Raw genomic sequence first — 23,811 nt, 5'->3', positions numbered from 1 at the left:
GTAGAGCTTAGCCCAGTGTGCCTCCAGGTGGAACGCCATGAGGCTGGCCGGCACGGACAGCGCCCCGCCCATCCGCAGCCGAGGGTGCAGGAGGCTCATGACGACATCGACGAAAGGAAGCCTACGACCGTGAGGTGGCCCGATCCGAGGAGCCGGATGCTAACTTCACGAAGGCGCGTACAGCGCCGGCGGTCTCGTCAGCGCGGCCGATCAGGTGCAGCTCGGCGAAGACGTTCTTCGGCGCGACGAACGGACGATAGACGACGCCGGGAACCTTCACCTGAATCAGCGGTTTTGGAGCCAGCGCCACGCCCAGGCCTGCGCCGGCCAACGACAGCATGCTCAAGGTGGTGTCGGCGCGGTGGACCCGGCGCGGCTCGCGTCCTATCAAGAGGGTCAATCTCTTCAGCACGTCGCCACCGGCCTCTTCCGATGGGAACATGATGAGCGGCTCTCCGGCGAGCATCTTCGGCGTCACGCGCCTGTGCGCCGCGAGCGTGTGCTCCTCTGCCATCGCGACCACCAGCGGCCAGGCGCCGATCGGTTGGACGCTCAACCGCGGATCTACCTTGAGAGCGAACGCCGAGCAGTAGCCGACGTCAACCTCGCCGGTCAACACGGCCTCCGCCTGCCTCGAAGGTGGCATCTCGCGCAGCTCGATCTCCGCGGCAGGATGGGCTTTGCGGAACGCTCGCAGGTGGTCCGTCATCTTGCCAGTGAGGATCGCGTTGCCCGCGTAACCGATGCGAACTTTGCCGATGTCGCCGCGCAGCGATTGCTGGACGATCGCCTTGGCCCGCTCCGCCTGCGCGACCGCCCGCTGCGCCTCGACGACCAGCAATGCGCCGGCTTCGGTCAGCTCCACGCGCCGACTCGTCCGCACGAACAGCGCGCCGCCGATCTCGCTTTCGAGCGCCCGAATCTGCATGCTCAGCGCCGGCTGAACGATGTGCAGTCGCCGCGCGGCGCGGCCAAAATGGCGTTCTTCGGCGACGGCCAGGAAATAGCGGAGGTGTCGCAGGTCCACGACATTCGACCGTACCACGGATCAATCAGCAGATCAAATCGATCGATTGGATCAATATATTGTCATCTTGGTGAATGGGCGGCTATGGTCTTCCTGGCCGGCGCGCCCGCCACCTGCTGGCCAATGCGGATAGCCAACGGAGTCACCCGTGTGCGGGAAATGGGTGGCTCGTCACAGCGGATCGATCGTGCCCGCCGGTCAGGAGCCTATCACCATGAACCGAAGTACCCTGGGAAGAGTCGTTCTCACGTTCGCTCTGGCGAGCAGCGCCATCGTCGCTGTCGGCGTGGACTGGAATAAAACCCACCTGTTCAACCCTGCATGGCATGAGCATGCGCGCTTTCATGGCGCCCTCATGCTGCTCATCCTGTGTGGCGTGACGATCGTCGGATTGTGGATGGTGTGGCGGCGGTCCATGGAGCCGCAGGTCGGGTTCAACGTGGCGGCCTGGATCGTCGTCATCACCTGGACGCCCTTCTTCTACATTACGTGGCTCATCCCGGGGACCAGCCTGCTCGCGGGCCCCGACGTGCCGCTCCCGGTCGTGGCGGGCATCCCGCTCTACCCGAACGTGCTCATCGCAGGTACCGAGCTCTTGCTCGCGGCGCTCGCCTACAAGCTCTTCCACAGCGATCCTGCATCGACGGCAGCGCGCGTGGCGAACGCCTGACGAGGAGAGGCGCTTCATGAAATCCACGATCCAGAAGACGATGGGATGGGCTTCATGTCCCGGCGCGCGCGCCCTGCTCGTCGCCACGCTCGTCTCGTGGCCCTCCGTGAGCTGGGCGCACCCGGGCGGCGCCGATGCGGGATTTCTGAAGGGCCTCTTCCATCCGGTGTTCGGCGCGGACCACCTGCTCGCGATGGTGAGCGTCGGTGTCGTCAGCTCGCAGCTCGGCGGAAAGCACCTCCTCCGGATCCCCGCCACGTTCGTCGCCGCGATGCTGGTCGGCGGCCTCCTGGGGATGGCGCGATGGCCCATGCCCCTGGGCGAGCTTTGCATCGCGGCGTCGGTCGCGGCGCTCGGTCTCGGCATCGTCACCACGACCCGTGGCTCCTCACCGTTCCTGCTCTCCGGATGCGTGGCGATGTTCGGTGTCTTTCACGGACATGCCCACGGCCTGGAGATGCCCCATGCGGTCAGCCCGGCGCTGTATGCCATGGGCTTTCTGCTGAGCACGACCGTGCTTCATCTCTGCGGTCTCGTCCTCGGCGAGCTCGCCGCCGGTCGAGAGTCCCTGTCGCGGGGGCTGCGCTATGCCGGCGCCGCCGTGATGGGGACGGGGATGGTCCTTCTGGTGCGCGGGGCCGGCATCTGACTGGAAGCGGCTCCCAGGACCGAGCCATCACGACGCTCGCGGTCCCACCCTCTCGCTCTGCCGCGCTACACTTCCTCGCGCTGCGATCCGGCTTGATTTGCCTACGCGCCGAAGCCATCGAGATATTCGTCGAGTACTTGTCAATCGGCTCCCCCATGCGGTCTGCTACCGAATGAGGTGGTTGGCAGCAGGAGGCATTGCCGAAGCGCTACGTTTTCTTTTTGTTGTCCCCGCCCTGCTGCGCCTCGCTCCCCCGAGCGCCGCGTCCAGGGCGAGCCACGCTCCCCGCGGCCGGGCTCGCGCGGGTCTCCGGGTTGATGAAGGGGGCTGCGCGCTGGCGCACCACGCCCCGGACGCGCGCTGCAGCGACTGTTGCCCTGACCTGCCTCCGAGCGGAGGGCCTCAAGCAGCCCGGTGGGCAACCACGGCGTCGATGAGCTGCCGGGTCGACGACCGGACCGCCTCTTCGCTCCAAGCCGCCGCGCCGCCGAACCGATCCGGGAACGTGAGTGCCCTCGAGCTCGACAGCAGCGCGCCGAGCCCATCAGGCCGGCGGAAGCGAACGAGGGTGTCGAGGGAGCCCCCCTGGGCACCGATGCCCGGCACCAGAAACCACGACCGCGCCCCCGAGCCGCGTAGCGCCTCCGCCGTCCCGGGGAAGGTGGCGCCCACGACGAGGCCGAGGCTCGGCTCTTCGGCCTGATCGTAGCGCGCTACATGCTCGGCGACGAGCTGGTACACTGGCTTTCCGTTCACGGTGGCGAACTGGAGATCCCGGGCGCCGGGGTTCGACGTCTGCGCCAGGACGAACACCCCCTTGTGGTTCGCAAGAGCCACGGAGAGGAAGGGCTCGATGGCGTCCCACCCGAGGTAGGGGCTCACCGTCATCGCGTCGCACGGGAGGAAGGCTCTCGGGCCCAGGTACGCCTCCGCGTAGGCCGCGGAGGTCGACCCGATATCGCCGCGCTTGGCGTCGATGATCACCAGGAGGCCCCGGGCGGTCGCGGAGGCGGCCACCTTCGCCATGGCGTGCACCCCGTCCCCCCCCAGCACCTCGAAATACGCTGACTGCAGCTTTACCACTGGGACGAGATCCCCGACCGCGTCGAGGATGGCGAGACAGAACCGCTCGACGGCGGCGCTCGGCCCGCCTCCGCTCAAGAACGCCGGAGGGATGAGATCCAAGCTTGGATCGAGGCCGACCACCACGGGATTGCCCAGGCGCCGCACCTGACTGGCCAGCCTGACACCAAACGAGACGACTGTGGATTGATTCTCCATGAACCCCCCTATCACAGGATCGAGCCCCACCGGCGCTGGATCTCCGCGGCGATCCTGATCGAGAGGACATCCGCCGACAAGCCGGCGTCGAGCACCAGGAACGATTCGTCCCGGCACTCGAGGAACGTCTCCCGGACAAGTGTCATGAACTCGATCCTCCGCTCCTCGAATTTCGTGATCTTCCCCTCCCGGCACAGTACGCGGCTCCTGGCCTGCTCCGCGGAGAGATCCAGCAGCAAGGTAAGGTCGGGGATCCGCACCCCCTCGTTCGCACGCCGAACGAACGCGAGGTCGACCCTCCGTGCGCGAAAAAACGCATACGAAGAGTATACATACCGGTCACATAGCACCCAGGCGCCGCGCTCCAGGGCCGGGCCGATCACGGTTGCAAGGTGCTGTCGCCTATCCTCGGCAGCCAGAATACACAACTCCTCCATCCCGATGCTCCCGTCGCCTCGCTCCAGGTAGGCACGGACCCGCGGGTCCTCGCGGTAGTGGGACGTCGGTTGACGCGTACAGAGCACGCTGGCGCCCCGCGCGCGCAACATGCTCTCCAGGGCTCCGAGCTGGGTCGTCTTGCCGCACCCGTCAAGCCCCTCGAAGGCGATCAGCTTTCCACTCGCTACATCCATGTCCGGCCGGTCGTTACTCATGTTCCGGCATCTCCCGACAGGAACCGATCCCGGAAGCGATAGAAATCCGCGAGGCGAGGCTCGGGCGACCGCAGCCCGACGACCTCCACCGCCTCGATGCCCTCCTCTACAAGAGCGCCCCTCTTGGCGTCGTTGTCCGAGAGCAGGCGAGCCCTCCGGACGCCAAGCCATCGCGCCGCGAACGCCTGGCTGCGGAATTGCCTCAGGTCACGCGTCGCGAGGTATCGGCCCTCGAGGCCGCTCGAGGCGGTCCCGTCGGACCCGAGATAGGCGCGCAGCTTCGAGACGAGGCCGTGACCGCGCCCCTCGTCCGTCGGAGTGTACACCAGCGCGCACGACTCCTCGGCCTCGAACATCCTCAGCGCCTCGGCGAGCTGCCAGATGCAATCACAGCGCTGGCAGCCGAAGAGCTCGGAGGTCAGGCACGCGGAGTTCAGCCGCAAGAGGCAGATGGAGCCCGGCCCCACGCCCCTGTACAGGCACAGGTGCTCGCTCTCGCGCCCAGCCACGTCGCGCAGCCGGATCGCAGCGGACAGGAAGCGCCCGTGCGGCGTCTCCATGGGAACGTCCCGCACGCAGTCGAGGATGACGTGCTCGTTCACCATGTCAGTCCATTGCTCACGTTGAGGTCGGCGCCGCTCATGTAGTGAGGGCGCGTCTCGACGAGCCAGAGGATCGCCGCCGCCACCTCCTCCGGCCTCGCGGCCCTCTTCAGCATGGTTCTCGAGATGGCCATCTCTCTCCGCTCCTCCGGCTGTGCGCGGGACATCGCCGTATCGACGATCCCGGGAGACACACTGAACACGCTTGGCCCGCGCCCCGTCAGGTTGAGGGCAAGGCTCCTCGTCAGCCCCAGGATGCCGGCCTTCGAGGCCGAGTATCCGGGATCGCGGCTGCCGATGTGGCCGGCCGCGGAGCCCACGAGCACGACGACGCCCCGCGGATCCTCCGCCGATGGATCGAGCCACGCCCGGACGAGCGCGAACGGGCTCACGAGATTCATCCGGAGCACGGAGGTGAACGAGTCGACGGTGCACCCGTCGAGAGTCGAGGCGTCGTAGCGCGCGGCGCACAGGACCAGCGAGTCGATGGCTCCGAGGGCGGTCCGCACGGACGCGATGAGCGAGCCCGCCCCCTCCGTCTCGCTCAGATCACACTGGACGTAGCAGTCCGCCTCCTGCGGCTGGTTCCTGTCCGCTACGGCCACCCGGTGCCCCCGGGCGCGGAGCCCCTGCACGACAGCCTGGCCAATGCCGCCCGAGCCTCCCGTCACGAGCACGTTGCTCACACGACCCACCTTTCGTCGTCCAGCAGCCCGTCGCCCGACGTGCGCCCGCGCAGGTGCACCGGAGGTACCTCGTGCTCCGCGAAGCGGGCCACGTACTCCTCGAGGGTCGTTCCGAGCTCGTCCCGGGCGGCGACGCCGCCGAGCAGGTACTCGGCGACCGCCGCCGGCCCGCAGAGATGGGCGCCGGCCAGGACGCCGGACAGGTCCGCGCCTCGCTTGCGAAGGCTTTCATCGAGCGTCGCTCCGGCGGCCGCGAGTACCTCCTCGAGCGCGCAGAGGTTCCGCTCCAGGAGCTGACGGACGAGGAGCTCCTGGCTCGCAGGTGACATGCAGTCTTCGTACGTCCAGATGCCGTGGCGTCCCGTGAACGTGCCCGCCCAGGTGTTGACGTCTGTCGCCCAGATCATCTGTCCCTCCACGCGCTGGAGCCCCGCCCGCCGCCCGGCAGCCCAGCAGCTGGCCGGGACGGCGCCCGAGTAGAGGCAATCGACCTCGATCCCGCGCCCTTGGTGATCCACGCGCACGCGCCGCGGACGGTAGACACCGAGGCTCACGAGGGCCGCTTCGCCGAACTGGTATCCGAAGAAGCCGAGCGCGTTCACCGAGCGGTACTGCATCGAGGCCAGGCACCCGGGATCCCGGGGATCGAACAGGTCGGCGACGCCGAGGCTCGCGAAATACTGTTGAACGGTCATCTGCTCGATGATCAGCGCGCCTGTCCGCGGATCGCGGCGGCACCGCCCCGGGCGCTCGACCGCCATCGACCGGAGGACCGGCTCGTGCAGGTTGCTGCGGTACCAGGCGTGGCGCCGTAGATCGACGCCCGACTCGACCGCCAGCAGCGCCGGCAGGAGCGGCTTCGAGAGCCTGTCAAACGGCATGGCTCCTCTCGAGCACCTCGAGGAGGGCGCGCTCGACCTCGCGCGGCGCAAGCGTGCGCCCTGAGGTGGTCCCGTCGCACGAACCCCCGGTCTCCGGGTCAGGCCGCATGATCACCCGGGAAAAGCTCCGCCGCGGGGGACCCGTGAGCACCAGGGTCGCCGGCTCGCGAGCTGCTCTAGAAGCGCGCGGTGCTCGTCCTCCCGGGCGCCGATCTTCGAGATGAAGTGTGCAAACATCGATCCCGGCATGTCCGCACTTTCAGGAGACATTTTGTATAAGGCCGTCGCTGGCCTCCCGCTCGGACCACGAGGACACGAGCTCGCCGAGCATCGCCTCCAGGGTCTCCTTGACCTCGCCGGACGTGCGCGTCCCGGCGCGGACCTCGCGCGCGAGCCCGAAGCAGAGCTCGTTCACCGCGCGCTTGTGCCAGCCGGCGAGCGGCGCCGATAGCCGAGGATCCGGCATTACGAAGGACGCGGAGCCCGGCCAGAGCACCCCCCCGATACACAGCCAGGAGTCCGACACCGTGCTCGCCAGGGGATTGTGAAATTCGGCCCTGACGTTCACGTGGCCGAAATCAAACATCTGAGCGACCCGCCCGCCCGCGTCCACGTCCCGGGTCAGCTGGATGTTGATCCGCTCGATCCGGAGATCGCCTCGATCGCCCTTGAACTCTCGAAGGCGGCGCAAGTCGTCAGTGTCGAGCGCCAGAGTGATGTCCCGTCCACTGCTCGTCACGCTGAGCTCTCCGTCCTTCTCCTCGATCGTCAGGCAGTTGCCGTTGTTCACCGAGGTCAGGCCGTACGAGCGCAAGAGGAGCTCGATGAACGTGCTCATCGCCTCCGCGTTGCTGCCGCTCGCGGGGATGCTCGAGCCCCCGGGCGGACGGCGATGCGCTCTGCGCACGTGTACCCCGGCGGGGCCGGTACCGTTCCAGCCATTCACGATGTCGAAGCCGAGATCCAGGACCGCATACACCGGGACCGTCGAGAGCGAGGGCACCGTCCTCGTGAAGATGGCGTCGACCAATCGCTTGAGGAGGTAGTCTCCGAGCGCCACGCCGAGGTATTCCAGGCCGCTTCCGTAGGGACCTGCGTGAGGCCGCGTGCCGGCCGCGACCCCTACTCCCTTGAGGTCCAGGAGCCCCCCTCGCTCCTCGCCATGGCACGACCAATCCGCGGCGCGGATCTCGTCGAGCGCCACGATCGCCGATCGACCGTACCCGGGCGGCCGGTGGCAGGGCAAGGCAGGTCCGGTCGTGACGATCTCCGAATTGACCACGTTCTGCCCGAGCTGAGCCTCGGAGATGAGGCCGGCGTGCTCGACCAGCCACCGGTCGACCATCGCGCTCATCGCCCGCCGCCGCTTGTCCTCGGGCAGGCTCCCCAGAGCCGGGAAGCGACGCAGCAGGGCGGCGTCGGACAGCTCCGGGAAGTCGTGCTGCAAGAGCCCGTAGTCCGCGAGGGCCACTCGAGCCGATGACAGACGTCGAACCGAATCCGGGCGGATCTGCGCCTCATCGAGCTGCTCGATCGAGGCCAGGACAGGACCGACGGGCGCCGGAGCTCCGGAGGATACTACCTCCCCCATACCTACGCCTCCTCCGGGCGCCCGGGCACCGCCGGGGCCCAGGGGACCTGCATCGAGAGCAGGAGCGCGAGCGCCAGCGTCTGCTTCGGCTGCGGGTCGATCCCGAACGGCCGGTATCCCAGGAGCTCCGAGGCCGCGCGCCTGGACCTGTCGACGGCTCGCTGGTGCGCCGGGAGGGCCAGGAGACCCGGCGGGACCTCGGGAGAAGCGCCCCCACGACCGGGCTCGTCCGGATGATCTGTGGCGAGGACCGCGCGAACGAGCCTCTCGAACGTCGGGTGCGCAAGGAACGACCTGTATTCGAACGCGAGATCCAGCTCCTCGCACACCCGGGCGACCAGGTTGATCACCCCCATCGAGTCGCCGCCTGCCTTGTAGAAATCATCCTCGTCGCGAACGACCGGGACCGACAAGACGGACTTCCAGATGGCCGCGAGCCGGCCGACGGTCGCCTCGCTCATGGTCGCCCTCCGCTGATGATCCGCGGCCGGGCAACGAACGGCGAGACATCCAGCGCCAGCCGGAACCGCAGGTTCGAGTCGAGCACGCGCCGAACATCCCCGACGAGCTCCTCCACGCGCATCAGGTAGCCGAGGACTTCCTCGGGGGCGGCGACCGGAAAGAGCAGCTCGCGGCCACGCACGGCGACCGGCGCGGGCAATCGGCCGCGCTCGACGCCCGTCATGTCGCTCCAGCGGCGCTCCAGGAACCTCAGCCACTTCAGCCCCAGGTAGCTGTAGCCGCGACTGGCGAAATAGGCCTCGAACGCCTTCTCGACCGAGTGGCGCCCCATCGCGAGCGAGAGCCAGAAGCTGTCCTCGGCGGCGACCCTGGCGTCGACGAGGGAACGGTAGGACGTGATCATGGACTGGACAGCACAGTGGATATCGAAGCTCTCGTCCGGCAGATCCACCACCGCCGACGGCCACGCCTCGGGGCTCAGCGGCCACGCCCTGCGGAGTCGGGCCAGGAGCTGCCGCTGCTGGAACGAGAGCGCCACGCGGGAGGTCTTCAAGAGCGCAAGGAGCTGCGATAGCTTCTCGGTCAGGAGGAACTGGACATCCATCTCGACGTTCGAGCTGCGCACCACCGCCGTCGCGATCGCCAGCTCGTCCGAGCTGGCATAGTTGCCTGCAAAAAGCACGTGAGGCGTGCCGGCTCGTGGCATACGGAGGCAGTCCGGCGATCTCAGCAGGACCAGCAGATCAATGTCGGAGGCTTCCGTGGCGATCCCGAGGGGGATCGACCCGCCGAGCGCGATGAGCACGATCCCGGCGGGATCCACGAAGTCCGACAGCACGGCGTCGATGGTGCGGCCGGTCGCCGCCTCGAAGCGGGACCGGAACACGGCCGCGTCCGAGGCGGCATGCAGTCTGTGGCCAGAGATGGTGTCAGTCTCCATAGCGTTCGCTCATCGATCCATCCGCTTGCAGCATCTTCGCGAGCCGGACACGGTCGACCTTGCCGCTGGAGGTCCGCGGCAGTTCTCCGAGCGGGACGAACCGGCGCGGCACCATGTGAGGAGGCAGCTCCTCGCCGCACATACGCGTCAGGTCGCTCGCGGAGCAGGCGCCCTCGACGAAGGCCACGATGCCCGACACTCGGCCGTCCGCCTGCGCCACCGGCACGACCGCCACGTGGGCCCGCGTGAGCGCGCGGAGGTGGCTCTCCACCTCGAGCAGATCGATCCGGAAGCCGGACATCTTGATCTGCTGATCACGACGGCCGACAAAGAGCAGGCCATGATCGGGGGAGAGCCGCACCACGTCGCCGGTACGGTACCACACGCCCGCGGACGTGTCGTCGAAAGCGGCGGCTGTAGCTACCGGGTCGCCCCAGTACCGCCCGGCCACCTGGTCGCCCGACAGGAGGAGTTCCCCGCGCCCGTCCGGATGTCCCTCCAGCGGATCGATCCGGACACCCACGCCCGGCAGCGGTGCGCCGATGGGCACGATCCGCAGATCCTCCGGGAGCCCCCCCGTGTACCGGAACCAGGTCACGCAGACAGTCGCCTCGGTCGGGCCATAGAGATTGACGAGCTCCGCGCCGGGGGCGAAGCACCGCCAGGCGTCGGCGAGCGAGACGGGCAACGCTTCTCCACAGAAGAGGGAACGGCGGAGGTGCCGCAGCATGCCTGTCCGGACCGCGCGCATCGAGACCATCGCGGCGGCGAGGGTCGGGACGGAGCTCCAGATGGTGATCTTCTCTTGCTCGCAATAGGGAGGGAGCGCCAACTTCTCCTCGGCCGAGGGCACCGCCACACAGCCTCCCCCGTGCCAGGTCGGGAAGATCTCGCCGACGGAGAGATCGAACGAGAGGTCGGCCGCCTGCAGGACCCGGTCCGAGGGCTCGACGGGCAGGACCGCGCTCAGGGCATTGACGAACGAGACGGCATGGTGGTGGGAGATCGGCACCGCCTTGGGAATCCCCGTCGAGCCAGAGGTCAGGATCAGGTACGCGAGCCCGGAAGCTGCGGCGGAAGCCGTGGTCGCCGGACGCAGATCGACCAGATCGAGCGCCTCTCCTTCGACCGAGACCTGCGGGCGCGCGGCGTCGTCGAGGTCGAGGGCAGCGCGCAGTCGGCCGCGGAGCTCTGGAGCGCAGAGGACCGCTGCGAGCGTCGCCTGACGCACCTGTGCGCCCAGCCGCTTCGGGGGCTCCCTGAGGCCCAGAGGAACGTAGGCATTGCCGCTGGACAACACGCCGAGCATCGCGGCGAACATCGCGAAGCTCTTCTCCCCGAGTAGGCCGATCGGCACCCCGGCGAGACCCACGCCGGTGAGCGTATCCGCGATCCGACGTTGTGCGGCTTGGAGCTCGTCGTACTGCCAGACGCGCCCGGCCACGGACAGGCATGGTCGCCCGGGGAATCGCGCGGCCGCGAGTTCGAAGCAGTCCTGGATGCGGCTCATAGGGGATCTTGGCCGGAGAGACCGACGGCAAACCGCAGCTTGTCGCGGAGGTAAGGATGGGCGTCGAGGACGGCGGCCATCCTCTCCAGGACGACCCCGCACTCGTGGAGGCGGGCGTTGTCATGTTCCAGGCTCGTGAGCCGGGAGTCCTCGTGGCAGTGAACCGTGACGTGCACTCCCGGGACGACGGTGGGGAGGTATCCATGAGACAGGAAGCGCAGGAACCACTCCGTGTCCTCCACCAAGCGGAGATCCTCGGAGAAGCCGCCGACGTGCGCGAAGCACTCACGGCGGACGGTCACGCCGTGGCCGAGGCCGATGGACAGGAACGCCAGAAGCAGGCTGCGCTGATCGCGGATCCTCGGCGCGAAGTCCCTGACCCGAGACGCCCGCGGGTCGTCCGAGTTCGAGGGCTTGAGCAGGACCCCCGTCCAGCAGAGCCCGACCGTGGCAGGCGCCTCGGCGAGCGCCGCGGCTGCACGGGCGAGGTAACCGGGGTGGAATTCGTCGTCGTCGTCGAGGAAGGCCACGAGCTCCGAGGTGGCCGCGCGGAGCCCCGCGTTCCTGGCCACCGCTGGCCCCGCGTTCCGCTCGAGCCGGACCACGTGGATGCTCGGATCCAGCGCCCGCAACGCGGAAACGTAGTCGAACGACGAGGCGTCGTCGACGAGGATGATCTCCCGGGCCGCGCTGCTCTGAGCAAGGACGCTCCGCACCGCCCTGTGCACGAGCTGTGGACGGTCACAGGTCGGAATGATCACCGATACTCGAGGATCGCTCATGGTCACTGGCCCTCGACGGAGCGCGCGAGATCCGTGATCTCCTCGCGGCAGAGCTCGGTGAAGGCCTCGACGTGGGACCGGGAGAGCAGCCGCTCGCTGAAATCCCACGCGACGCAGACCTTGCCCTGCCGCCGGATGACGCCGCCGCTCAGAAGGAATACACGCTGTGTCGAGGGCGCGACCACGCTGGGCGCGACCACGCTTTCCTCGCGCACGAAGAACGCGCTGTGTCTCGGCAGGAGAGGCTCTCGCAGATCGATGTTCAGCGACACATCAGCGTCCGGCAGCCGGCGGATGGCATCGACGCCGGGCACGGTGGAGGGAACCAGGTGCCTGAGCACACCGAAGGAGCGCCCCGAGGAGGCGGCCCTCTCGAGCTGCGCCCGGGCTTCCAGGGCGAGGGCACGGCGATCGGCCTCAAGCGGCAGGACGATGGGCACCGTCTCGCTGATCCAGCCCACCGTCCGCGCCAGCTCCCCGGATAGCCCGTCCTCGGTGCGCCCGTGCATCACCAGCGAAAGGTGGAGCGCCGCATGCCCGCTCCAACGCCGGAACGCTCTCGCAATCCCCGCGACGACGAGGTCGGTGATCTGGAGATCGCCCGCGCCCCCCCCGTCGCGCAGGACGGGAAGATCCTCCAAGGCGAGCAGGACCTGGACGGAGTGCTCCTCGGTGTTAAGCGGATCGGCCGGCGACGTCCCCGGCAGCAACGGTGAAACAAGGTGCCATGGGAGCGACAGCCAGCGTGGGACCTCCTCCGGCCCACGTCGAGCCCAGTACGCGATGCTCTCTGACGAGTATCGCGCGAACGACAGGGTCGGCGGCGCCGGGGGCGGGTCCTCGCCGGCCCCCTTCGCCCAGCACGCGTAGGCCTCGACGAGGCTCGCCATGACCATCCGGAAGGACATGGAGTCCACCAAGAGGTGATGGGCGATCACGCAGAACCAGGCCGAGCCTGTGAACACATCACGGAAGAGCAGCACCCGGAAGAGATCGCCGGGCAGCGCGAGCGCCTGTTGCGCCGCCCGGCTCTGCTCCTCCATCCACCGCGACGCCATCGAGGCGGAGAGCGCACCGGGGATCTCCAGGACGCGGAGCGGCCGGACCTCCCGAGGCGGGAGGCATACCTGCTCCACGCCGCCGGGACCGACGCAGACACGGAGCCGGAGGCTATCGTGCCGGGCCACGACCAGATCGACGGCCCTCGCGAAGGCGTCCACGTCGACCGGCGGGAGCAATCGATACACGTGGCTGACGACGTTCCACGCCGAGAGGTTCCGGACGCGCCGGACGAAGTAGGAGTAGCGGTTGGCGAGCGCCGGCACACGCGCGGCTTGCTCCTCGTCCGGCGCAGGCAAAGCGGATGTCCCCGCGCTCTCCGTCCGGACGTCGCTCAGCCTCGCCGCGAGCGTGGTCGCGATCTCGTCCAGGCTGTGGGATACCGACAGATCCCTGGACGACAGCAGGAGGTGAAACTCATCGTGGATGCCCGCGAGCAACAAGATCAAGGAGAAAGAGTCCGCCCCCAGCTCCTGCAGGGGCCGATCGAGCACCGAGGCACGCGCTCCTACGGTCGCCCGGGAAACGCGGACCAGCCTCCGGCGGACGTCCTCCAGCATCTCAGAAGGCCCCCGCCGTGGAGGCCAGGACATCCAGCATCTGGCGCCACTCTGCCTCGAAGCCTGCGTCCATCGCGGCCCAGTCCACCCCTTGGGGTCGAACCAGGATCTCCACCATCATGCTCTCTCGCCGCTCCTTCGTGCGCGCAATGAATTCATCCACCTCGCGGGCGACACGCGCGCTCTCGGGCGCGCGCTCCTGGACGAGGTGCTGGGCGAGCATCAGCAGGTGCAGGTTGCCCAAGTTGACCTCCTTCAGGTACGATCTCAGGAGGCGCTGCGTGACATCCCGGCCCCGGCCGCGAGCGGCCTGAAGACGCCGCAGGTGGCGGCGATCGACCGAAGCGCCGGGCTGCAAGCTCGACCCATTGATCATGCGCAGCAGTGAGGTCGCGTGCGCTCCAGCCGGGCTGGGGCGTGCTCGAACCCGCATTGCCCAGAGCCCCGGCTCCCGCAGCATGGATCGCACATGGCCGGCTCCGGCCAGGGAGAAGCGCTCGAGAAGAGCCCCGAGCTCGACCTTCGGGAACCGGATCTCCTGGTAGGTGGTCCGCTCTTCGTACGGGGCGGCATCCGCCGAGTCCAGAAGGACCAGATCTTGCTGCTCCTCGCGCAGGACGAGATGATAATGGACAGCCTCGCCCTGCCCCACGGAGCTCGCCTCCCCTGCTCGGACCCGTCGAGCCGCCGGTACGAGCACGGGCTCCCCCGCGGCGACGGCACGCTCGACGGCCTCTCTCACCTGGTCGGGGCCACGACAGGGCTCAATCAGGAAATCGACGTTGAGAGCCGGACCCGCGACTTCTCCGACGAAGGAGAAGTGCCCGCAGTCCTCCGACGAGAAGTGGTCGCCGATGCCGTGGGCCCTGTGTAGCGAGAGGAGGAGAAGGAACGGATCCCCGGTGCCGGGGGCCGCGAGCTCGAGCAGGTGAGCCTGAGGGCGCAGGAAGCAGTCGATGGCATCCCAGCCGAATGCTGTCCAGATCGCCATGACGACGGCGCTACCTCACTCCCGAGTTCGCGCGAGAGGTCACGCGCCAATGTCGATGATCATGGCGTCCAGCCTGAGCCTCTGGAGGGCGAGCCTGGAATGCGCCCTGTAGATCTCGGCCCACTCGGCCTTCAGCTCCTCGGGAGACGACTCCTTCAATGGCTGACCGCGGAGCTCCGGATGCAGGGCGTGAAACTCGGCGTCCGCGCCCCGGAAGATCTGGAATAGCGCACCTTCCTTCCCGTCCGCCATGACACGCTTCGACATGGAACCGTACAGCACGTTCACGAGCGCCGAGCGAAGAACCTGGCTCTCCCGGAGAGCACGATTGCCGCCGTCGGCCGCCGCCGAAACATCCGCATCCTTGCTTGTCATCGGTTACATCCTCCGCGTGAAGTTGAGACCCCAATCCGCGGCTCCGGCTGGCAATGTCGTGCCCGCGCGTGAGCCCTCACCACGGTCGCCGACAAGCTTGCGGTCTGGGCGAATGGCGAGTCAAGCATTTTCAGGCTACCGGCGCGGTCGCATACAAATGCTCCATGGGCTGTCAAGCTCAAATTTGATTGATTCCCCGTGCCGGCATTCCCCGCGATCCGCGTCACGCCGCGCACGGCATTGGGCGATAGGCGACGGCGCCGCAAGCTCACGCCAATACTACAGTCGTACTTCGGCGAGGCAGCCGCCCCCGTCCTGCCCCCGCAGGCCCGCGGGGTCGGCGGGTCTCGTGCATGGTCACCGCCGCACCCCGGACAGCTCGGCCGGACGCCGCTCTTCTGCACGAACTAGCAGCGCTCGGTGACGTCTGGGCATCCGCCTGGACGGAAATTTCTCGAGCGCGTGGGCAGCCACTTCGCACGCGGGGCGACGAATCGGTGGCCTCGTCTGGAGGAGATCATTCATGTGGCCCACGTGCCAGAAGGCATTGAGTCAGGGGGCACCCAACGATCCCAGCGCGCTCAGCGCGCGGGCCGGTCGAGCGCTGCGAGCGCCTCCTGCGCGCCCCGGTGTTTGGGATCGAGCCGCAGCGCCTCCTCGAGGTGCTTCTTCGCCTCGGCGCGTCGCTGCTGCTCCTGCTCCTTGTCCGCCAGCGCCCGGAGGTACAGCGCCATGCCGTGCGGCGCCTCGGCGCTCCCGGGATACGCCTCCTTCGCGGCGAGGAACTGCGCCCGCGCGCCCTCGAGGTCCTGCCGGGCGAGCAGCTGCCGGCCCTTGCCGCACAGCGCGCTGGCCAGGATCGTGCGCCCTATCGGGTAATCATTCGTGGCGAGGGCGGCTCGCGCCATGTCCACCGCCCGATCGTGCTCCTCTCTCCACGTGAGAAAGTTGGCGTAGTTGCCCTTGGCCCAGGCGGACTTCGGATCGAGGCGAACGATCGCCAGGTAGGTGTCCTCCACCGCGTCCCACTCACGCATGGCCTTGTAGACGTCGGTGAGGATGTCGTAGGCGCGCGCCAGCACCTGCGGGTTCTTGCTGGTCTCGATGATCCGCTTCGCGCCCGCGAGGGCCTCCTCCGTCTTCCCCTCGCGCTCGGCGAGGGTGGCCGACAGGAGGATCACATCGTCGGCGTCGCGGCGGAGCGCCTCCGCGGCCTCGACCCTCCTGCGCGCCTCGCCGTGGTTCTTCTGGAACATGTAGGCCCAGCCTTTGACCACGTGGGCGTCCAGGCATCCGGGATCGAGCTCCAGCGCCTTGTCCGTGTGCTCGTGGGCGCGCACAAGGCTGTCGGGCTCGTACTCGTTGCCACGGAGGTAACCGCTCTTGTAGGCGACGCGGCCGAGCGCCGCGTGGGCCGGCGCGTAGGCGGGGTTCGCGCGGATCGCCTGATCGAGCAGCGCGCGCGCCCGCTGGTAGACGCTCTGCGATCTGGCCTCATCGAGCAACGCGTTGGCGTCGCGGACGAGCGACGCCTCGACGGAGGGCGACGGCTCTGGGGCGACGGGCGCTGGCGTGTAGTCGGCGGGCGGCACCGGCGGCCTCCACACCTTGCCCGGCGCCGCCCAGATGCGGATCTGGTTGTTCCCGCCGCCCGCGGCGAACTGCGCGCCGCCCGGGTGGAAGGCGAGCGCGATCACGCCGTTCAGGCCGGCGCGCAGCTCTCTCCTGACCTTGCCCGAGTAAACGTCCCAGACCCGGATCATGTCGTCCTTGCCGCCGCTCACCAGGGTGTCGCCGCTCGGTGAGAGCGCGAGCGACCAGACCTCGTCGGTGTGCCCGGAGAGCGTGTTGAGCGGCTTCCGGCTGCCGAGGTGGAAGAGGCGGATGGTCCGATCGTCGCTCGCGCTGATCACGGTCTGCCCGTCGGGCCCGATCACGATGCGGTTCACCGGGCCGGCGTGACCCGAGAGCACGCCGATCTCGCTGGCCGTCTCCACCGACCAGACCCGGACGGCCCCGCGGTCGTCGCCGCTCAGGACCACGCGGCCGTCGGCCGTCATGGCGACGGACATGACGCGCCCGCCGTTCTGGAACGTCTTCTCGCTCTCGCCCGTCCGGATCGAGAACACCCGCACGGTCCCATCCATGCTCGAGACGGCGACCCGGCCGCCGTCGGCGGACAGCGCGAGATCGGTGATGACCCCGGCGCCGGCGTCGAGCGTCTTCAGCGGCGCGCCGGAGTCGACGTCCCAGAGCCGCACCGTCGAGTCGGCAGCAGAAACAAGCGCCTTGCCGTCCGGCGTGAACGCGATCCCTCCGATGCGCTTCGTGTGCCCGGCGAAGGAGCGCAGCGGCTGGCCGTCGTCGAGGTTCCAGAGCTTGAGCGCGAGATCGTTGCTGCCGCTCGCGAGGCGCTTGCCCCCCGGGTCATAAGCGACCTCGAAGATCGCGGACCAGTGCCCCGAGAGCGTGCGCAGCGGGGCGAAGGACGCCCGTCCCTTCGCTTCCTTCGCGGCGGTGGTCATCGCGGGCGTGCCGGGCGTGCCGGGCGCGTCGCGCGAGACGGCCGCGGTGGGGAGCGGAGCCGATCGGGTGCGATGGACGACCAAGGCGGCGCCGCCGGCGACCGTGAGGCCGAGGGCGACCGCGGCCACCGCGAGCAGGCCCCGCCGGGGGCCGCGTTCCGCCGGACGATCGAGCGCGAGGAGCGCTTCCCTCGCCGTGGCGAACCGGCGATCTAGGTCGGGATCGAGCATGCGATCGAGCCAGTCGGCGAAGGGGGGCGAGACCTGGACGCTGCCGCGGACATCGAACCGCATGCCCTTCTGGGGCAGATCCGCGGGATCGCGGCCGGAGAGCACGTGCAGCAGCGTGGCGCCGAGCCCGTAGAGATCGCTCCCGGGCGCCGCGCGGCCGCGGAACTGCTCCGGGGCCATGTAACCGTACGTGCCCACCACCGTGCTCCCTCCCGACGTCGTGTCCCGCGCCTCCCCCACGGCGCCGAAATCGACGAGGTACACGGAGCCGTCCTCGTGGCGAAGCAGGTTCTGCGGCTTGATGTCGCGGTGGACGATGGGCTGGCTGAAGCCCTGGAGATAAAGCAACGTCCGCAGGACGTGCCGCGCGATGGTCGTCGCCTCGGCCTCGTCGGCGCGCCATCCGTCCTTGACCCAGGCCGAGAGCGGTCGCCCCGGCGCGAGCTCCTGCACCAGATAGAAGCAAGGCCCCTGCGCGCCGTCGAGCTTGAGGTAATCGATGTAGCGAGGAATGCTGGGGTGGGTGAGATTCGCGAGGACCCTCGCCTCGCGCTCGAACAGATCGAGGGCCTTCCACTCCGCGTGCTTCCAGATCAGGAGCTGTTTGACGGCGACGCGCCCCCCGGTCGAGAGGTCCTCCGCCTCGTAAGTGATCGCGTTGCCGCCGCGGCCAAGCACGCGAACGACGCGGTACCGATCGGCGATCACATGCCCTTCGAGGTACGCAGAGTCCATGAGGAGCGAGAAGATACCATGCGGAATGCGCTGCTCTCCGCGCGGTCCGCGCCGCCGGAGCGCCGGAATCGTGCCCCGAGGCGAGGGCGGCTCCGGGGCCCGTGGACGTCGTGAGTCCACGCAAATGAGCCAATTTCTTCAAGAATGCCTCGCTCAAGAGGGGCAGTCGCCCACGCCAGCAGCGCCGGCATCGCGCAGCGGGATCGGCGGTCCGACCGCGCGCTGGCCGCGAGGCGCCTGGCAGGCGCGCCGGGCGATCGCCGAGCCGCGGAGCACTCCGCGCCTGGCGCCGGAGCCGGACGGGCAAGCGCCCCCGAACGCCGGGGCCTTTCTGCCTGGGACGCCGGATACCCCCCGGATCGCCCAGCGTGTGGCGGCGCCCGCTGAGCCGTTGTAAACGCGGGGCGTGACCCAGGTGCGCTCGATCTTCGCCCCAGGACTCTTCGAACGCCAGGTGGCGATCGTCACCGGCGGGGGCAGCGGCATCGGCCTCGCGTGCGCGCGTGAGCTCGCTTACCTCGGCGCGAAGGTCGCCCTCTGCGGCCGCCGGGCCGACAAGCTCGAGGCCGCGGCGAGCACGCTCGCGGGCGACGGCGTCCCCGGCGACGACGTGCTCGCCGCGCCCTGTGATATCCGCGAGCCGGAGCAGATCGCCGCCTTCGTGGGCCAGGTCCTCGGGAAATTCGGCCGCGTCGATGTCCTCGTGAACAACGCCGGCGGCCAGTTCCCGAGCCCGGCCAGCGAGATGACGCCGAAGGGCTGGGAGGCGGTTGTCCGCAACAACCTGAACGGCACCTTCTTCATGACGCGCGAGGTCGCGAGGCGCGCGATGCTCCCGGCGCGCCGCGGCCGGATCGTGAACGTCACCGCGTCGGTGAGCCGCGGCTTCCCGGGCATGGCGCACACGGGCGCCGCGCGCGCCGGCGTGGAGAACCTGACCCGCTCGCTCGCCGTCGAGTGGGCGGCGCTCGGCATCCGGGTCAACGCGGTCGCGCCCGGCAGCAACATCCGGTCGAGCGGCACATCGCAGTACGGCGACGAGCTGCTCGAGCTCGCGCGGCGCGCCACGCCGCTCAAGCGCCTCGCCACCCCCGAGGAGGTCTCGCGGCTCATCGTCTTCCTCGCCAGCGACCAGAACGACTTCATCACGGGCGCGGTCTACGGCGTCGACGGCGGCCAGCCGCTCTGGGGCGACATCTGGTCCATCCCCGAGCCGGACGGCGCGCCGGGCGCTCCACCGGACGTGAAGGGCTGAGAGGGCGCGGCGTGACCTATCGGCCCCCGTCCCCTGCCGCCGCGCGCGACCCCATGTCCAGCGCGCTCGACGACGACACGACGACGCCGTACGGGCCGCCGTCCTCCGGGCCGCCGTCGGCAGGGCCGCCGCCGTCCTTCGGGCCGCCGCCGTCCTCCGGGCCGCCGCCGTCCTCCGGGCTGCCGCCGTCGGCAGGGCCGCCCGCCACGCCGTCCTTCCTCGGGGACGCCGCGCGGCGCGTGCGCGACTACTTCCTCGCGCTCGACCCGACCTTCCTGTCCGCGATCGCGCCGCTCGCGCTGGTCGCCGTCATCCTCTTCACCCGCGCACCATCGACGAACTACATCTTCGACGAGCAGGAGGCGCTCCTCGCCAACCCGTACGTGAACGCGAAGGGCGGGATCGGCTTCCTCGACGCGATCCACCGCGATTTCTGGGGGCTGCCGCCCGACCGGAGCGTCGGCTCCTACCGCCCGCTGCCGAACTTCCTCTGGCGCACGATCTGGGCGGTCACGAAGCAGCCGTTCTTCCACCACTTCTACAACGTCCTCTTCCACGCGGTGAACGCCGCGCTGCTCACGTGCGTCACGTTCTGGCTCACGCGGCGGCGCGGGCTCGCGTACCTCACCGGGCTGCTCTTCGTCGGCTGCGCGGTGCTCACGGAGGCGGTGAGCGGCATCGTGGGCATCGCCGACGTGCTCGGGGGCATGGGGGCGATCGCCGCCCTCGCCGCCCTCGCGCTGCCCGCGTGGGCGATGCCGTTCGGCGTGTTCGCGGCCGTGCTCTTCGGCCTCTTCTCCAAGGAGAGCGCGCTCGTCTGCGTGCCGCTCGTCCCGTTCGCCGCGCTGATCGCCGCGCCGCTCACCCACCCCACGCGGCCGGCGCGGTTCGTCCGTGCGCTGCTCGCGCTGCTCGCCGCGGCCGCGGCGTTCGTGCTCTACGTCGAGCTCCGGCGGCGCTGGTTCCCCGCGCCCATGCCGGCCGAGCTCGCCGCGCCGCTCCCCGAGGGCGCGCCGCTCGTGAAGCGCGCGCTCCACGAGGCGCTCGTCTGGTTCCACCAGGCGCCCCTGCCGCGCGATCCGCTCAACAACCCGCTCGGCGCCGCGGACATGCCGCACCGGATCGCCGGCGCGCTGCGCGTCTACTGGCGGGGCCTCACCCAGCTCGTGTTCCCGTGGACGCTGAGCGGCGACTACTCGTACCCGCAGGAGCCGGTGCCGGACAGGCTCGTCTTCTTCGGCAGCGTCGCCGGCGCCGCGATGATGGTGCTGCCCCCGCTCGGCTCGCTCGCGCTCTGGATCGCGGCCCTCCGCCGCGAGCACCTGGAGCGGCGCGAGCGGCGGTCGGTGCGCGCCGCCTTCCTGGTGGACGGCGGCCAGGCGACGTCGCGGAGGTGGCCGCTGCTCCTCGCGGGGGCGCTCCTCGCGATCGCGGCGGCGGCGCTCGCGGCGTACGACTGGCACGTGCTCCGCCCGGCGGGGCGCGTGCCGCTGCTCCGGGCGCTGCCGCTCGTGCTCTGGCCGCTGCCGTTCCTGCCCGCGTTCCTCCTCGGGCTCGGGCTGCTCGTCGAGGGCGCGCGCCCCCTGCCCTGCCCGGCCACGGCCGACCGGAGCGCCTGGGTGCCGCTGCGCCGCGGCTACGCGGGGCTGTGCATCGCGGCGATCGGGCTGACCTGGGTCGTTGTGAGCTACTTCCCGCACTCGAACATCCCTGTCGTCCTGCCGACGGTGCGCGCCGAGCGCTTCTGGTACTTCCCGGCCATCGGCTCGTCGCTCGTCCTCGCCGTCGCCTTCTCGTGGCTCCACGAGGCGCTCGCGGGCTCGACCCTCACGCCGCGCGCGCGCTGGTCGTGGAGGGCGTGGGTGACGCCGGCGCTGTTCGTGCTCTTCTTCGGCTTCCAGTGCGCGCAGGCCTACCGGCACGCGATGGACTACCGCAACGACCTCGATTTCTGGGCGGCGACGAAGGAGGCGGTCCCGAACAGCGCCAAGGCGCACCTCAACTACTCGGTGATGAAGGGCGCCCGCGGCGACCTCGAGACCCGCCTCGCCGAGAGCAAGATCGCGATGGATCTCGCCCCGACGTGGCCGATGGCGCACGTGTACACGGGCGACACGCTCTGCCGGATGCACCGCCCCGACGAGGCCTTCCCGCACTACAAGCGCGGCATGGAGCTCGGCCCGAACGAGCTGAGCCTGATCGCGCTCGCGCTGCAGTGCCTGCACGACGAGCAGCGCCTCGCGGCGCACGACGCGGAGCTCCGGCGGCTCGCGGAGGAGCACCCCGGGACGTGGCTCGCGTACCTCGCGACCGACACGCTCGACAACGGCGCGACGCACGGCGGAGTGGACCCGAAGTACCGGCCGCGGGGCTACAACGAGGGGCCGAAGGAGTGACCGCGGGCTGGCACGTCTACATCCTGCGCTGCGGAGACGGGTCGTTCTACACGGGGATCGCCCGCGACGTGGAGGCGCGCTTCGCGCAGCATGCGGCGGGGCGCGGGGCGCGGTACACGCGCGGACGGGGGCCGCTCGCGCTGGTCCACGTCGAGGCGGCGGCGGACAGGGGGGAGGCCCTGCGGAGGGAGGCCGCGATCCGGCGGCTGGGGCGCGCGGGGAAGGCGGCGCTCGCCGCCGCGGGCCAGGGGTCAACGTAAACGTTTACGTAAACGTAAACGTGAACGTGAACGTGAACGTGAACGTTTACGTGGTCGTGGTCGTGGTCGTGGTCGTGGTCGTTCACGGCCTACCGTTGACGACCACGACCACGACCACGACCACGACCACGACCACGACCACGACCACGTAAATGTTCGGATGTAGGACAACGCGACGCGAAGCTTGGTGGTTGCCGTGGATCTCACGCCCGGGATGTCGACTAGAATCGTCGGGGTGAAGCCCTGCCCCTTCTGCGCGGAGCAGATTCAGGACGCCGCGATCAAGTGCCGATTCTGCGGCAGCATGCTCGACGAGCGAGCGCCCGTGGCCGCGGCCCCCGCCGCGCCGCTCGCCCACACCGCCCAAGCCGGCAGCGCGCTCGCCCCCGCCGGCGGCGCGCTCGCCCCCGCCGGCGGCGCGCTCGCCCCCGCGCCGGGCGCGGCGCGCGTCCTCTTCGAGGGGACGCCGAGCTGGAAGGCGTGGTTCTGGTCCTACCTGGCGGCGGGCGTGCTCTCGCTCGTGCTGGTGGGCCTCATCTGGCTCGGCATCCTGCACTGGAAGCGCAAGAGCCTCCGCTACAAGATCACCGATCGCACGATCGACTACGAGGCCGGCCTGCTCACGCGCCGGATCGAGACCCTGCAGCTCTGGCGGGTCCTCGACATCGACCTCCGCCAGACGTTCATGCAGCGGCTGCTCGACGTCGCGGAGATCCGCGTGTTCACGAAGGACGCGAGCGATCCCGAGCTCGTCATCCGGGGGCTGCCGGCGTCGCGCGAGCTGTTCGAGGCCCTCAAGAACGCCGCGGAGCTCGCGCGCCAGCAGCGCGTGCTCGGCGTCGTGCAGTGAGCGCGGCCCACGAAGACCACATCTCGGAGCCCGACCATGCCCCCTAGGCGATCCCCGCTCGACGAGCTCCCGGACGTGCGCGACGGCCTGACCCGCGCCGAGCGCATCATCCTCTGGAAGCTCTCCGAGCTCGAGAAGGAGTTCAACGGCCGCAACGTGCCCACGGCCACGCTCTACGGCCGCGTCGTCGAGCACATCGACCTCTCGGTCCCCGAGTTCCAGCGCCTCATGCAGCGCCTCGTCGGCGTGCGCTGAGCGCTGCGTGGCGTGTCCGCGCGCTGGCGCGGCGCCTCCCGTCAGGCGGCGGCCTGCTCGATGGCGGCCCGCAGCGCGGACACGGACGCGCTGCGCAGGTACACGACCTGAGCGCCGTCCGCCGCGAGGCCCTGCATCTGATCGCGCAGCGCGTGCGAGACCATCGTCACCATGATCACGATGAGCGCGATCCTCCCCACGCCGTGGCGCGCGCCCGGCGGCACGCGGTTCTCGTAATGGCGCAGCGACCAGCCGTGCTTCTCGGCCACATCGCGGTAGCGGCTCGACATGCCGCCGCTGCCCCCGATGACCAGCACCGTCTGCTCCTCGCGCCTCCTGTCGCTCCCCTGACTCCGACGCTCCGCCTTCATGCGATCTCCCTGGAGCAAGGCGCAAGCCACGCTCTCCAGCTCGCCGTTTCTGGCAAAACCCTCGTTATCGGACTCTATTCCGGGGCAAATTGTCCTCGAATCGCAAAGGCCCTTGTCACCGTGACAGCGCGAGCGTCGGAACGCGGGACAGACATGCTCGAGGAGGGTCGGGAGAGGAGAGGACAGGAGAGAAGAAGAGACGAGGCGCGACGCC

The 23,811-nt window shown here is 69.6% G+C and carries 24 protein-coding genes; 8 read left to right on the top strand and 16 right to left on the bottom strand.

The window, feature by feature from the left end:
* Positions 1-121: 121 nt before the first annotated feature.
* Positions 122-1,027 carry a LysR substrate-binding domain-containing protein gene (locus tag WME97_RS05300; protein ID WP_437549903.1) on the bottom strand — a complete coding sequence of 302 codons (906 nt, stop codon included), beginning with the start codon at positions 1,025-1,027 and terminating at the stop codon, positions 122-124.
* 214 nt (positions 1,028-1,241) lie between these two features.
* Here WME97_RS05300 and WME97_RS05295 point away from each other — a divergent pair, with 214 nt between their 5' ends.
* The gene (locus WME97_RS05295) at positions 1,242-1,697 is read left to right on the top strand and encodes a DUF6640 family protein (RefSeq protein WP_437549901.1); all 456 of its coding nucleotides are present in this window, start codon (positions 1,242-1,244) and stop codon (positions 1,695-1,697) included.
* 16 nt (positions 1,698-1,713) lie between these two features.
* A complete protein-coding gene (locus WME97_RS05290) occupies positions 1,714-2,346 on the top strand; it encodes a HupE/UreJ family protein (RefSeq protein WP_437549899.1) in 633 nt (210 codons plus the stop codon).
* Between the two features lie 402 nt (positions 2,347-2,748).
* On the opposite strand, the gene pyrF is transcribed toward WME97_RS05290, so the two are convergent.
* The 14 genes from pyrF to WME97_RS05220 form a co-directional block, all read right to left on the bottom strand.
* Positions 2,749-3,627, bottom strand: coding sequence for an orotidine-5'-phosphate decarboxylase (gene pyrF, locus WME97_RS05285; protein ID WP_437549897.1), 879 nt, complete (start codon positions 3,625-3,627; stop codon positions 2,749-2,751).
* An 11-nt stretch (positions 3,628-3,638) separates the two neighbouring features.
* The gene (gene tmk, locus WME97_RS05280; RefSeq protein ID WP_437549895.1) at positions 3,639-4,280 is read right to left on the bottom strand and encodes a dTMP kinase; all 642 of its coding nucleotides are present in this window, start codon (positions 4,278-4,280) and stop codon (positions 3,639-3,641) included.
* Positions 4,277-4,885 (bottom strand): GTP cyclohydrolase II, encoded by a 609-nt coding sequence (locus WME97_RS05275; protein ID WP_437549893.1) that lies wholly within the window; start codon positions 4,883-4,885, stop codon positions 4,277-4,279. Before WME97_RS05275 ends, tmk begins: the two co-directional genes overlap by 4 nt.
* The gene (locus WME97_RS05270) at positions 4,879-5,568 is read right to left on the bottom strand and encodes an SDR family NAD(P)-dependent oxidoreductase (protein ID WP_437549891.1); all 690 of its coding nucleotides are present in this window, start codon (positions 5,566-5,568) and stop codon (positions 4,879-4,881) included. The genes WME97_RS05275 and WME97_RS05270 overlap by 7 nt, the downstream gene beginning before the upstream one ends.
* Positions 5,565-6,449: a hypothetical protein gene (locus WME97_RS05265; protein ID WP_437549889.1), complete on the bottom strand. Its 885-nt coding sequence runs from the start codon at positions 6,447-6,449 to the stop codon at positions 5,565-5,567. The genes WME97_RS05270 and WME97_RS05265 overlap by 4 nt, the downstream gene beginning before the upstream one ends.
* Before the next feature lie 259 nt (positions 6,450-6,708).
* Positions 6,709-8,040, bottom strand: coding sequence for a hypothetical protein (locus WME97_RS05260; protein WP_437549887.1), 1,332 nt, complete (start codon positions 8,038-8,040; stop codon positions 6,709-6,711).
* Between the two features lie 2 nt (positions 8,041-8,042).
* The gene (locus WME97_RS05255) at positions 8,043-8,501 is read right to left on the bottom strand and encodes an acyl carrier protein (protein WP_437549885.1); all 459 of its coding nucleotides are present in this window, start codon (positions 8,499-8,501) and stop codon (positions 8,043-8,045) included.
* Positions 8,498-9,442 (bottom strand): nucleotidyltransferase domain-containing protein, encoded by a 945-nt coding sequence (locus WME97_RS05250; protein ID WP_437549883.1) that lies wholly within the window; start codon positions 9,440-9,442, stop codon positions 8,498-8,500. The genes WME97_RS05255 and WME97_RS05250 overlap by 4 nt, the downstream gene beginning before the upstream one ends.
* Positions 9,432-10,952, bottom strand: a complete 1,521-nt coding sequence (locus WME97_RS05245) for an AMP-binding protein (protein WP_437549881.1) — start codon at positions 10,950-10,952, stop codon at positions 9,432-9,434. Before WME97_RS05245 ends, WME97_RS05250 begins: the two co-directional genes overlap by 11 nt.
* Entirely contained in the window at positions 10,949-11,734 is a 786-nt protein-coding gene (locus WME97_RS05240; protein WP_437549879.1) for a glycosyltransferase family 2 protein, read from the bottom strand. Before WME97_RS05240 ends, WME97_RS05245 begins: the two co-directional genes overlap by 4 nt.
* Positions 11,735-11,736: 2 nt before the next feature.
* Complete coding sequence (locus WME97_RS05235; RefSeq protein ID WP_437549877.1) at positions 11,737-13,287, bottom strand: condensation domain-containing protein; 1,551 nt, start codon at positions 13,285-13,287, stop codon at positions 11,737-11,739.
* A 67-nt stretch (positions 13,288-13,354) separates the two neighbouring features.
* Positions 13,355-14,344 carry a hypothetical protein gene (locus WME97_RS05230; RefSeq protein ID WP_437549875.1) on the bottom strand — a complete coding sequence of 330 codons (990 nt, stop codon included), beginning with the start codon at positions 14,342-14,344 and terminating at the stop codon, positions 13,355-13,357.
* Positions 14,345-14,383: 39 nt separating this feature from the next.
* Positions 14,384-14,719: a hypothetical protein gene (locus WME97_RS05225; protein ID WP_437549873.1), complete on the bottom strand. Its 336-nt coding sequence runs from the start codon at positions 14,717-14,719 to the stop codon at positions 14,384-14,386.
* Between the two features lie 581 nt (positions 14,720-15,300).
* On the bottom strand, positions 15,301-18,210 hold the full coding sequence (locus WME97_RS05220) for a protein kinase domain-containing protein (protein WP_437549871.1): 2,910 nt from the start codon (positions 18,208-18,210) through the stop codon (positions 15,301-15,303).
* Positions 18,211-18,616: 406 nt separating this feature from the next.
* Here WME97_RS05220 and WME97_RS05215 point away from each other — a divergent pair, with 406 nt between their 5' ends.
* The 6 genes from WME97_RS05215 (at position 18,617) to WME97_RS05190 (ending at position 23,226) form a co-directional block, all read left to right on the top strand.
* Positions 18,617-19,465: an SDR family oxidoreductase gene (locus WME97_RS05215; protein ID WP_437549869.1), complete on the top strand. Its 849-nt coding sequence runs from the start codon at positions 18,617-18,619 to the stop codon at positions 19,463-19,465.
* A gap of 11 nt (positions 19,466-19,476) precedes the next feature.
* Positions 19,477-21,861 (top strand): tetratricopeptide repeat protein, encoded by a 2,385-nt coding sequence (locus WME97_RS05210; protein ID WP_437549867.1) that lies wholly within the window; start codon positions 19,477-19,479, stop codon positions 21,859-21,861.
* Entirely contained in the window at positions 21,858-22,121 is a 264-nt protein-coding gene (locus tag WME97_RS05205; protein ID WP_437549865.1) for a GIY-YIG nuclease family protein, read from the top strand. The genes WME97_RS05210 and WME97_RS05205 overlap by 4 nt, the downstream gene beginning before the upstream one ends.
* 20 nt (positions 22,122-22,141) lie before the next feature.
* Entirely contained in the window at positions 22,142-22,273 is a 132-nt protein-coding gene (locus WME97_RS05200; protein ID WP_437549864.1) for a hypothetical protein, read from the top strand.
* A 62-nt stretch (positions 22,274-22,335) separates the two neighbouring features.
* Positions 22,336-22,971: a PH domain-containing protein gene (locus tag WME97_RS05195; RefSeq protein WP_437549862.1), complete on the top strand. Its 636-nt coding sequence runs from the start codon at positions 22,336-22,338 to the stop codon at positions 22,969-22,971.
* 36 nt (positions 22,972-23,007) lie between these two features.
* Positions 23,008-23,226, top strand: coding sequence for a hypothetical protein (locus WME97_RS05190; protein ID WP_012233609.1), 219 nt, complete (start codon positions 23,008-23,010; stop codon positions 23,224-23,226).
* Positions 23,227-23,267: 41 nt separating this feature from the next.
* Here the strand turns inward: WME97_RS05190 and WME97_RS05185 are convergent, their stop codons facing one another.
* On the bottom strand, positions 23,268-23,597 hold the full coding sequence (locus WME97_RS05185) for a DUF2325 domain-containing protein (RefSeq protein WP_437549860.1): 330 nt from the start codon (positions 23,595-23,597) through the stop codon (positions 23,268-23,270).
* Positions 23,598-23,811: the final 214 nt, after the last annotated feature.

It is taken from the genome of Sorangium sp. So ce367 (assembly GCF_051520455.1).
GTDB lineage: Bacteria > Myxococcota_A > Polyangia > Polyangiales > Polyangiaceae > Sorangium > Sorangium cellulosum_B.
The sequence above is the reverse complement of the archived record's forward strand: the minus strand, read 5'-3'. Positions and strand labels throughout refer to the sequence as shown.

What these genes read in the sequence shown, in the direction of transcription:
- WME97_RS05195 (WP_437549862.1), top strand. Translation starts at nt 22,336, where the DNA reads ATGTCGACTAGAATCGTCGGGGTGAAGCCCTGCCCCTTCTGCGCGGAG.
- WME97_RS05185 (WP_437549860.1), bottom strand. Translation starts at nt 23,597, where the DNA reads ATGAAGGCGGAGCGTCGGAGTCAGGGGAGCGACAGGAGGCGCGAGGAG.
- WME97_RS05255 (WP_437549885.1), bottom strand. Translation starts at nt 8,501, where the DNA reads ATGAGCGAGGCGACCGTCGGCCGGCTCGCGGCCATCTGGAAGTCCGTC.
- WME97_RS05225 (WP_437549873.1), bottom strand. Translation starts at nt 14,719, where the DNA reads ATGACAAGCAAGGATGCGGATGTTTCGGCGGCGGCCGACGGCGGCAAT.
- WME97_RS05265 (WP_437549889.1), bottom strand. Translation starts at nt 6,449, where the DNA reads ATGCCGTTTGACAGGCTCTCGAAGCCGCTCCTGCCGGCGCTGCTGGCG.
- WME97_RS05220 (WP_437549871.1), bottom strand. Translation starts at nt 18,210, where the DNA reads ATGGACTCTGCGTACCTCGAAGGGCATGTGATCGCCGATCGGTACCGC.
- WME97_RS05290 (WP_437549899.1), top strand. Translation starts at nt 1,714, where the DNA reads ATGAAATCCACGATCCAGAAGACGATGGGATGGGCTTCATGTCCCGGC.
- WME97_RS05295 (WP_437549901.1), top strand. Translation starts at nt 1,242, where the DNA reads ATGAACCGAAGTACCCTGGGAAGAGTCGTTCTCACGTTCGCTCTGGCG.
- WME97_RS05260 (WP_437549887.1), bottom strand. Translation starts at nt 8,040, where the DNA reads ATGGGGGAGGTAGTATCCTCCGGAGCTCCGGCGCCCGTCGGTCCTGTC.
- WME97_RS05250 (WP_437549883.1), bottom strand. Translation starts at nt 9,442, where the DNA reads ATGGAGACTGACACCATCTCTGGCCACAGACTGCATGCCGCCTCGGAC.
- WME97_RS05245 (WP_437549881.1), bottom strand. Translation starts at nt 10,952, where the DNA reads ATGAGCCGCATCCAGGACTGCTTCGAACTCGCGGCCGCGCGATTCCCC.
- WME97_RS05230 (WP_437549875.1), bottom strand. Translation starts at nt 14,344, where the DNA reads ATGGCGATCTGGACAGCATTCGGCTGGGATGCCATCGACTGCTTCCTG.
- WME97_RS05240 (WP_437549879.1), bottom strand. Translation starts at nt 11,734, where the DNA reads ATGAGCGATCCTCGAGTATCGGTGATCATTCCGACCTGTGACCGTCCA.
- tmk (WP_437549895.1), bottom strand. Translation starts at nt 4,280, where the DNA reads ATGAGTAACGACCGGCCGGACATGGATGTAGCGAGTGGAAAGCTGATC.
- WME97_RS05275 (WP_437549893.1), bottom strand. Translation starts at nt 4,885, where the DNA reads ATGGTGAACGAGCACGTCATCCTCGACTGCGTGCGGGACGTTCCCATG.
- WME97_RS05190 (WP_012233609.1), top strand. Translation starts at nt 23,008, where the DNA reads ATGCCCCCTAGGCGATCCCCGCTCGACGAGCTCCCGGACGTGCGCGAC.
- pyrF (WP_437549897.1), bottom strand. Translation starts at nt 3,627, where the DNA reads ATGGAGAATCAATCCACAGTCGTCTCGTTTGGTGTCAGGCTGGCCAGT.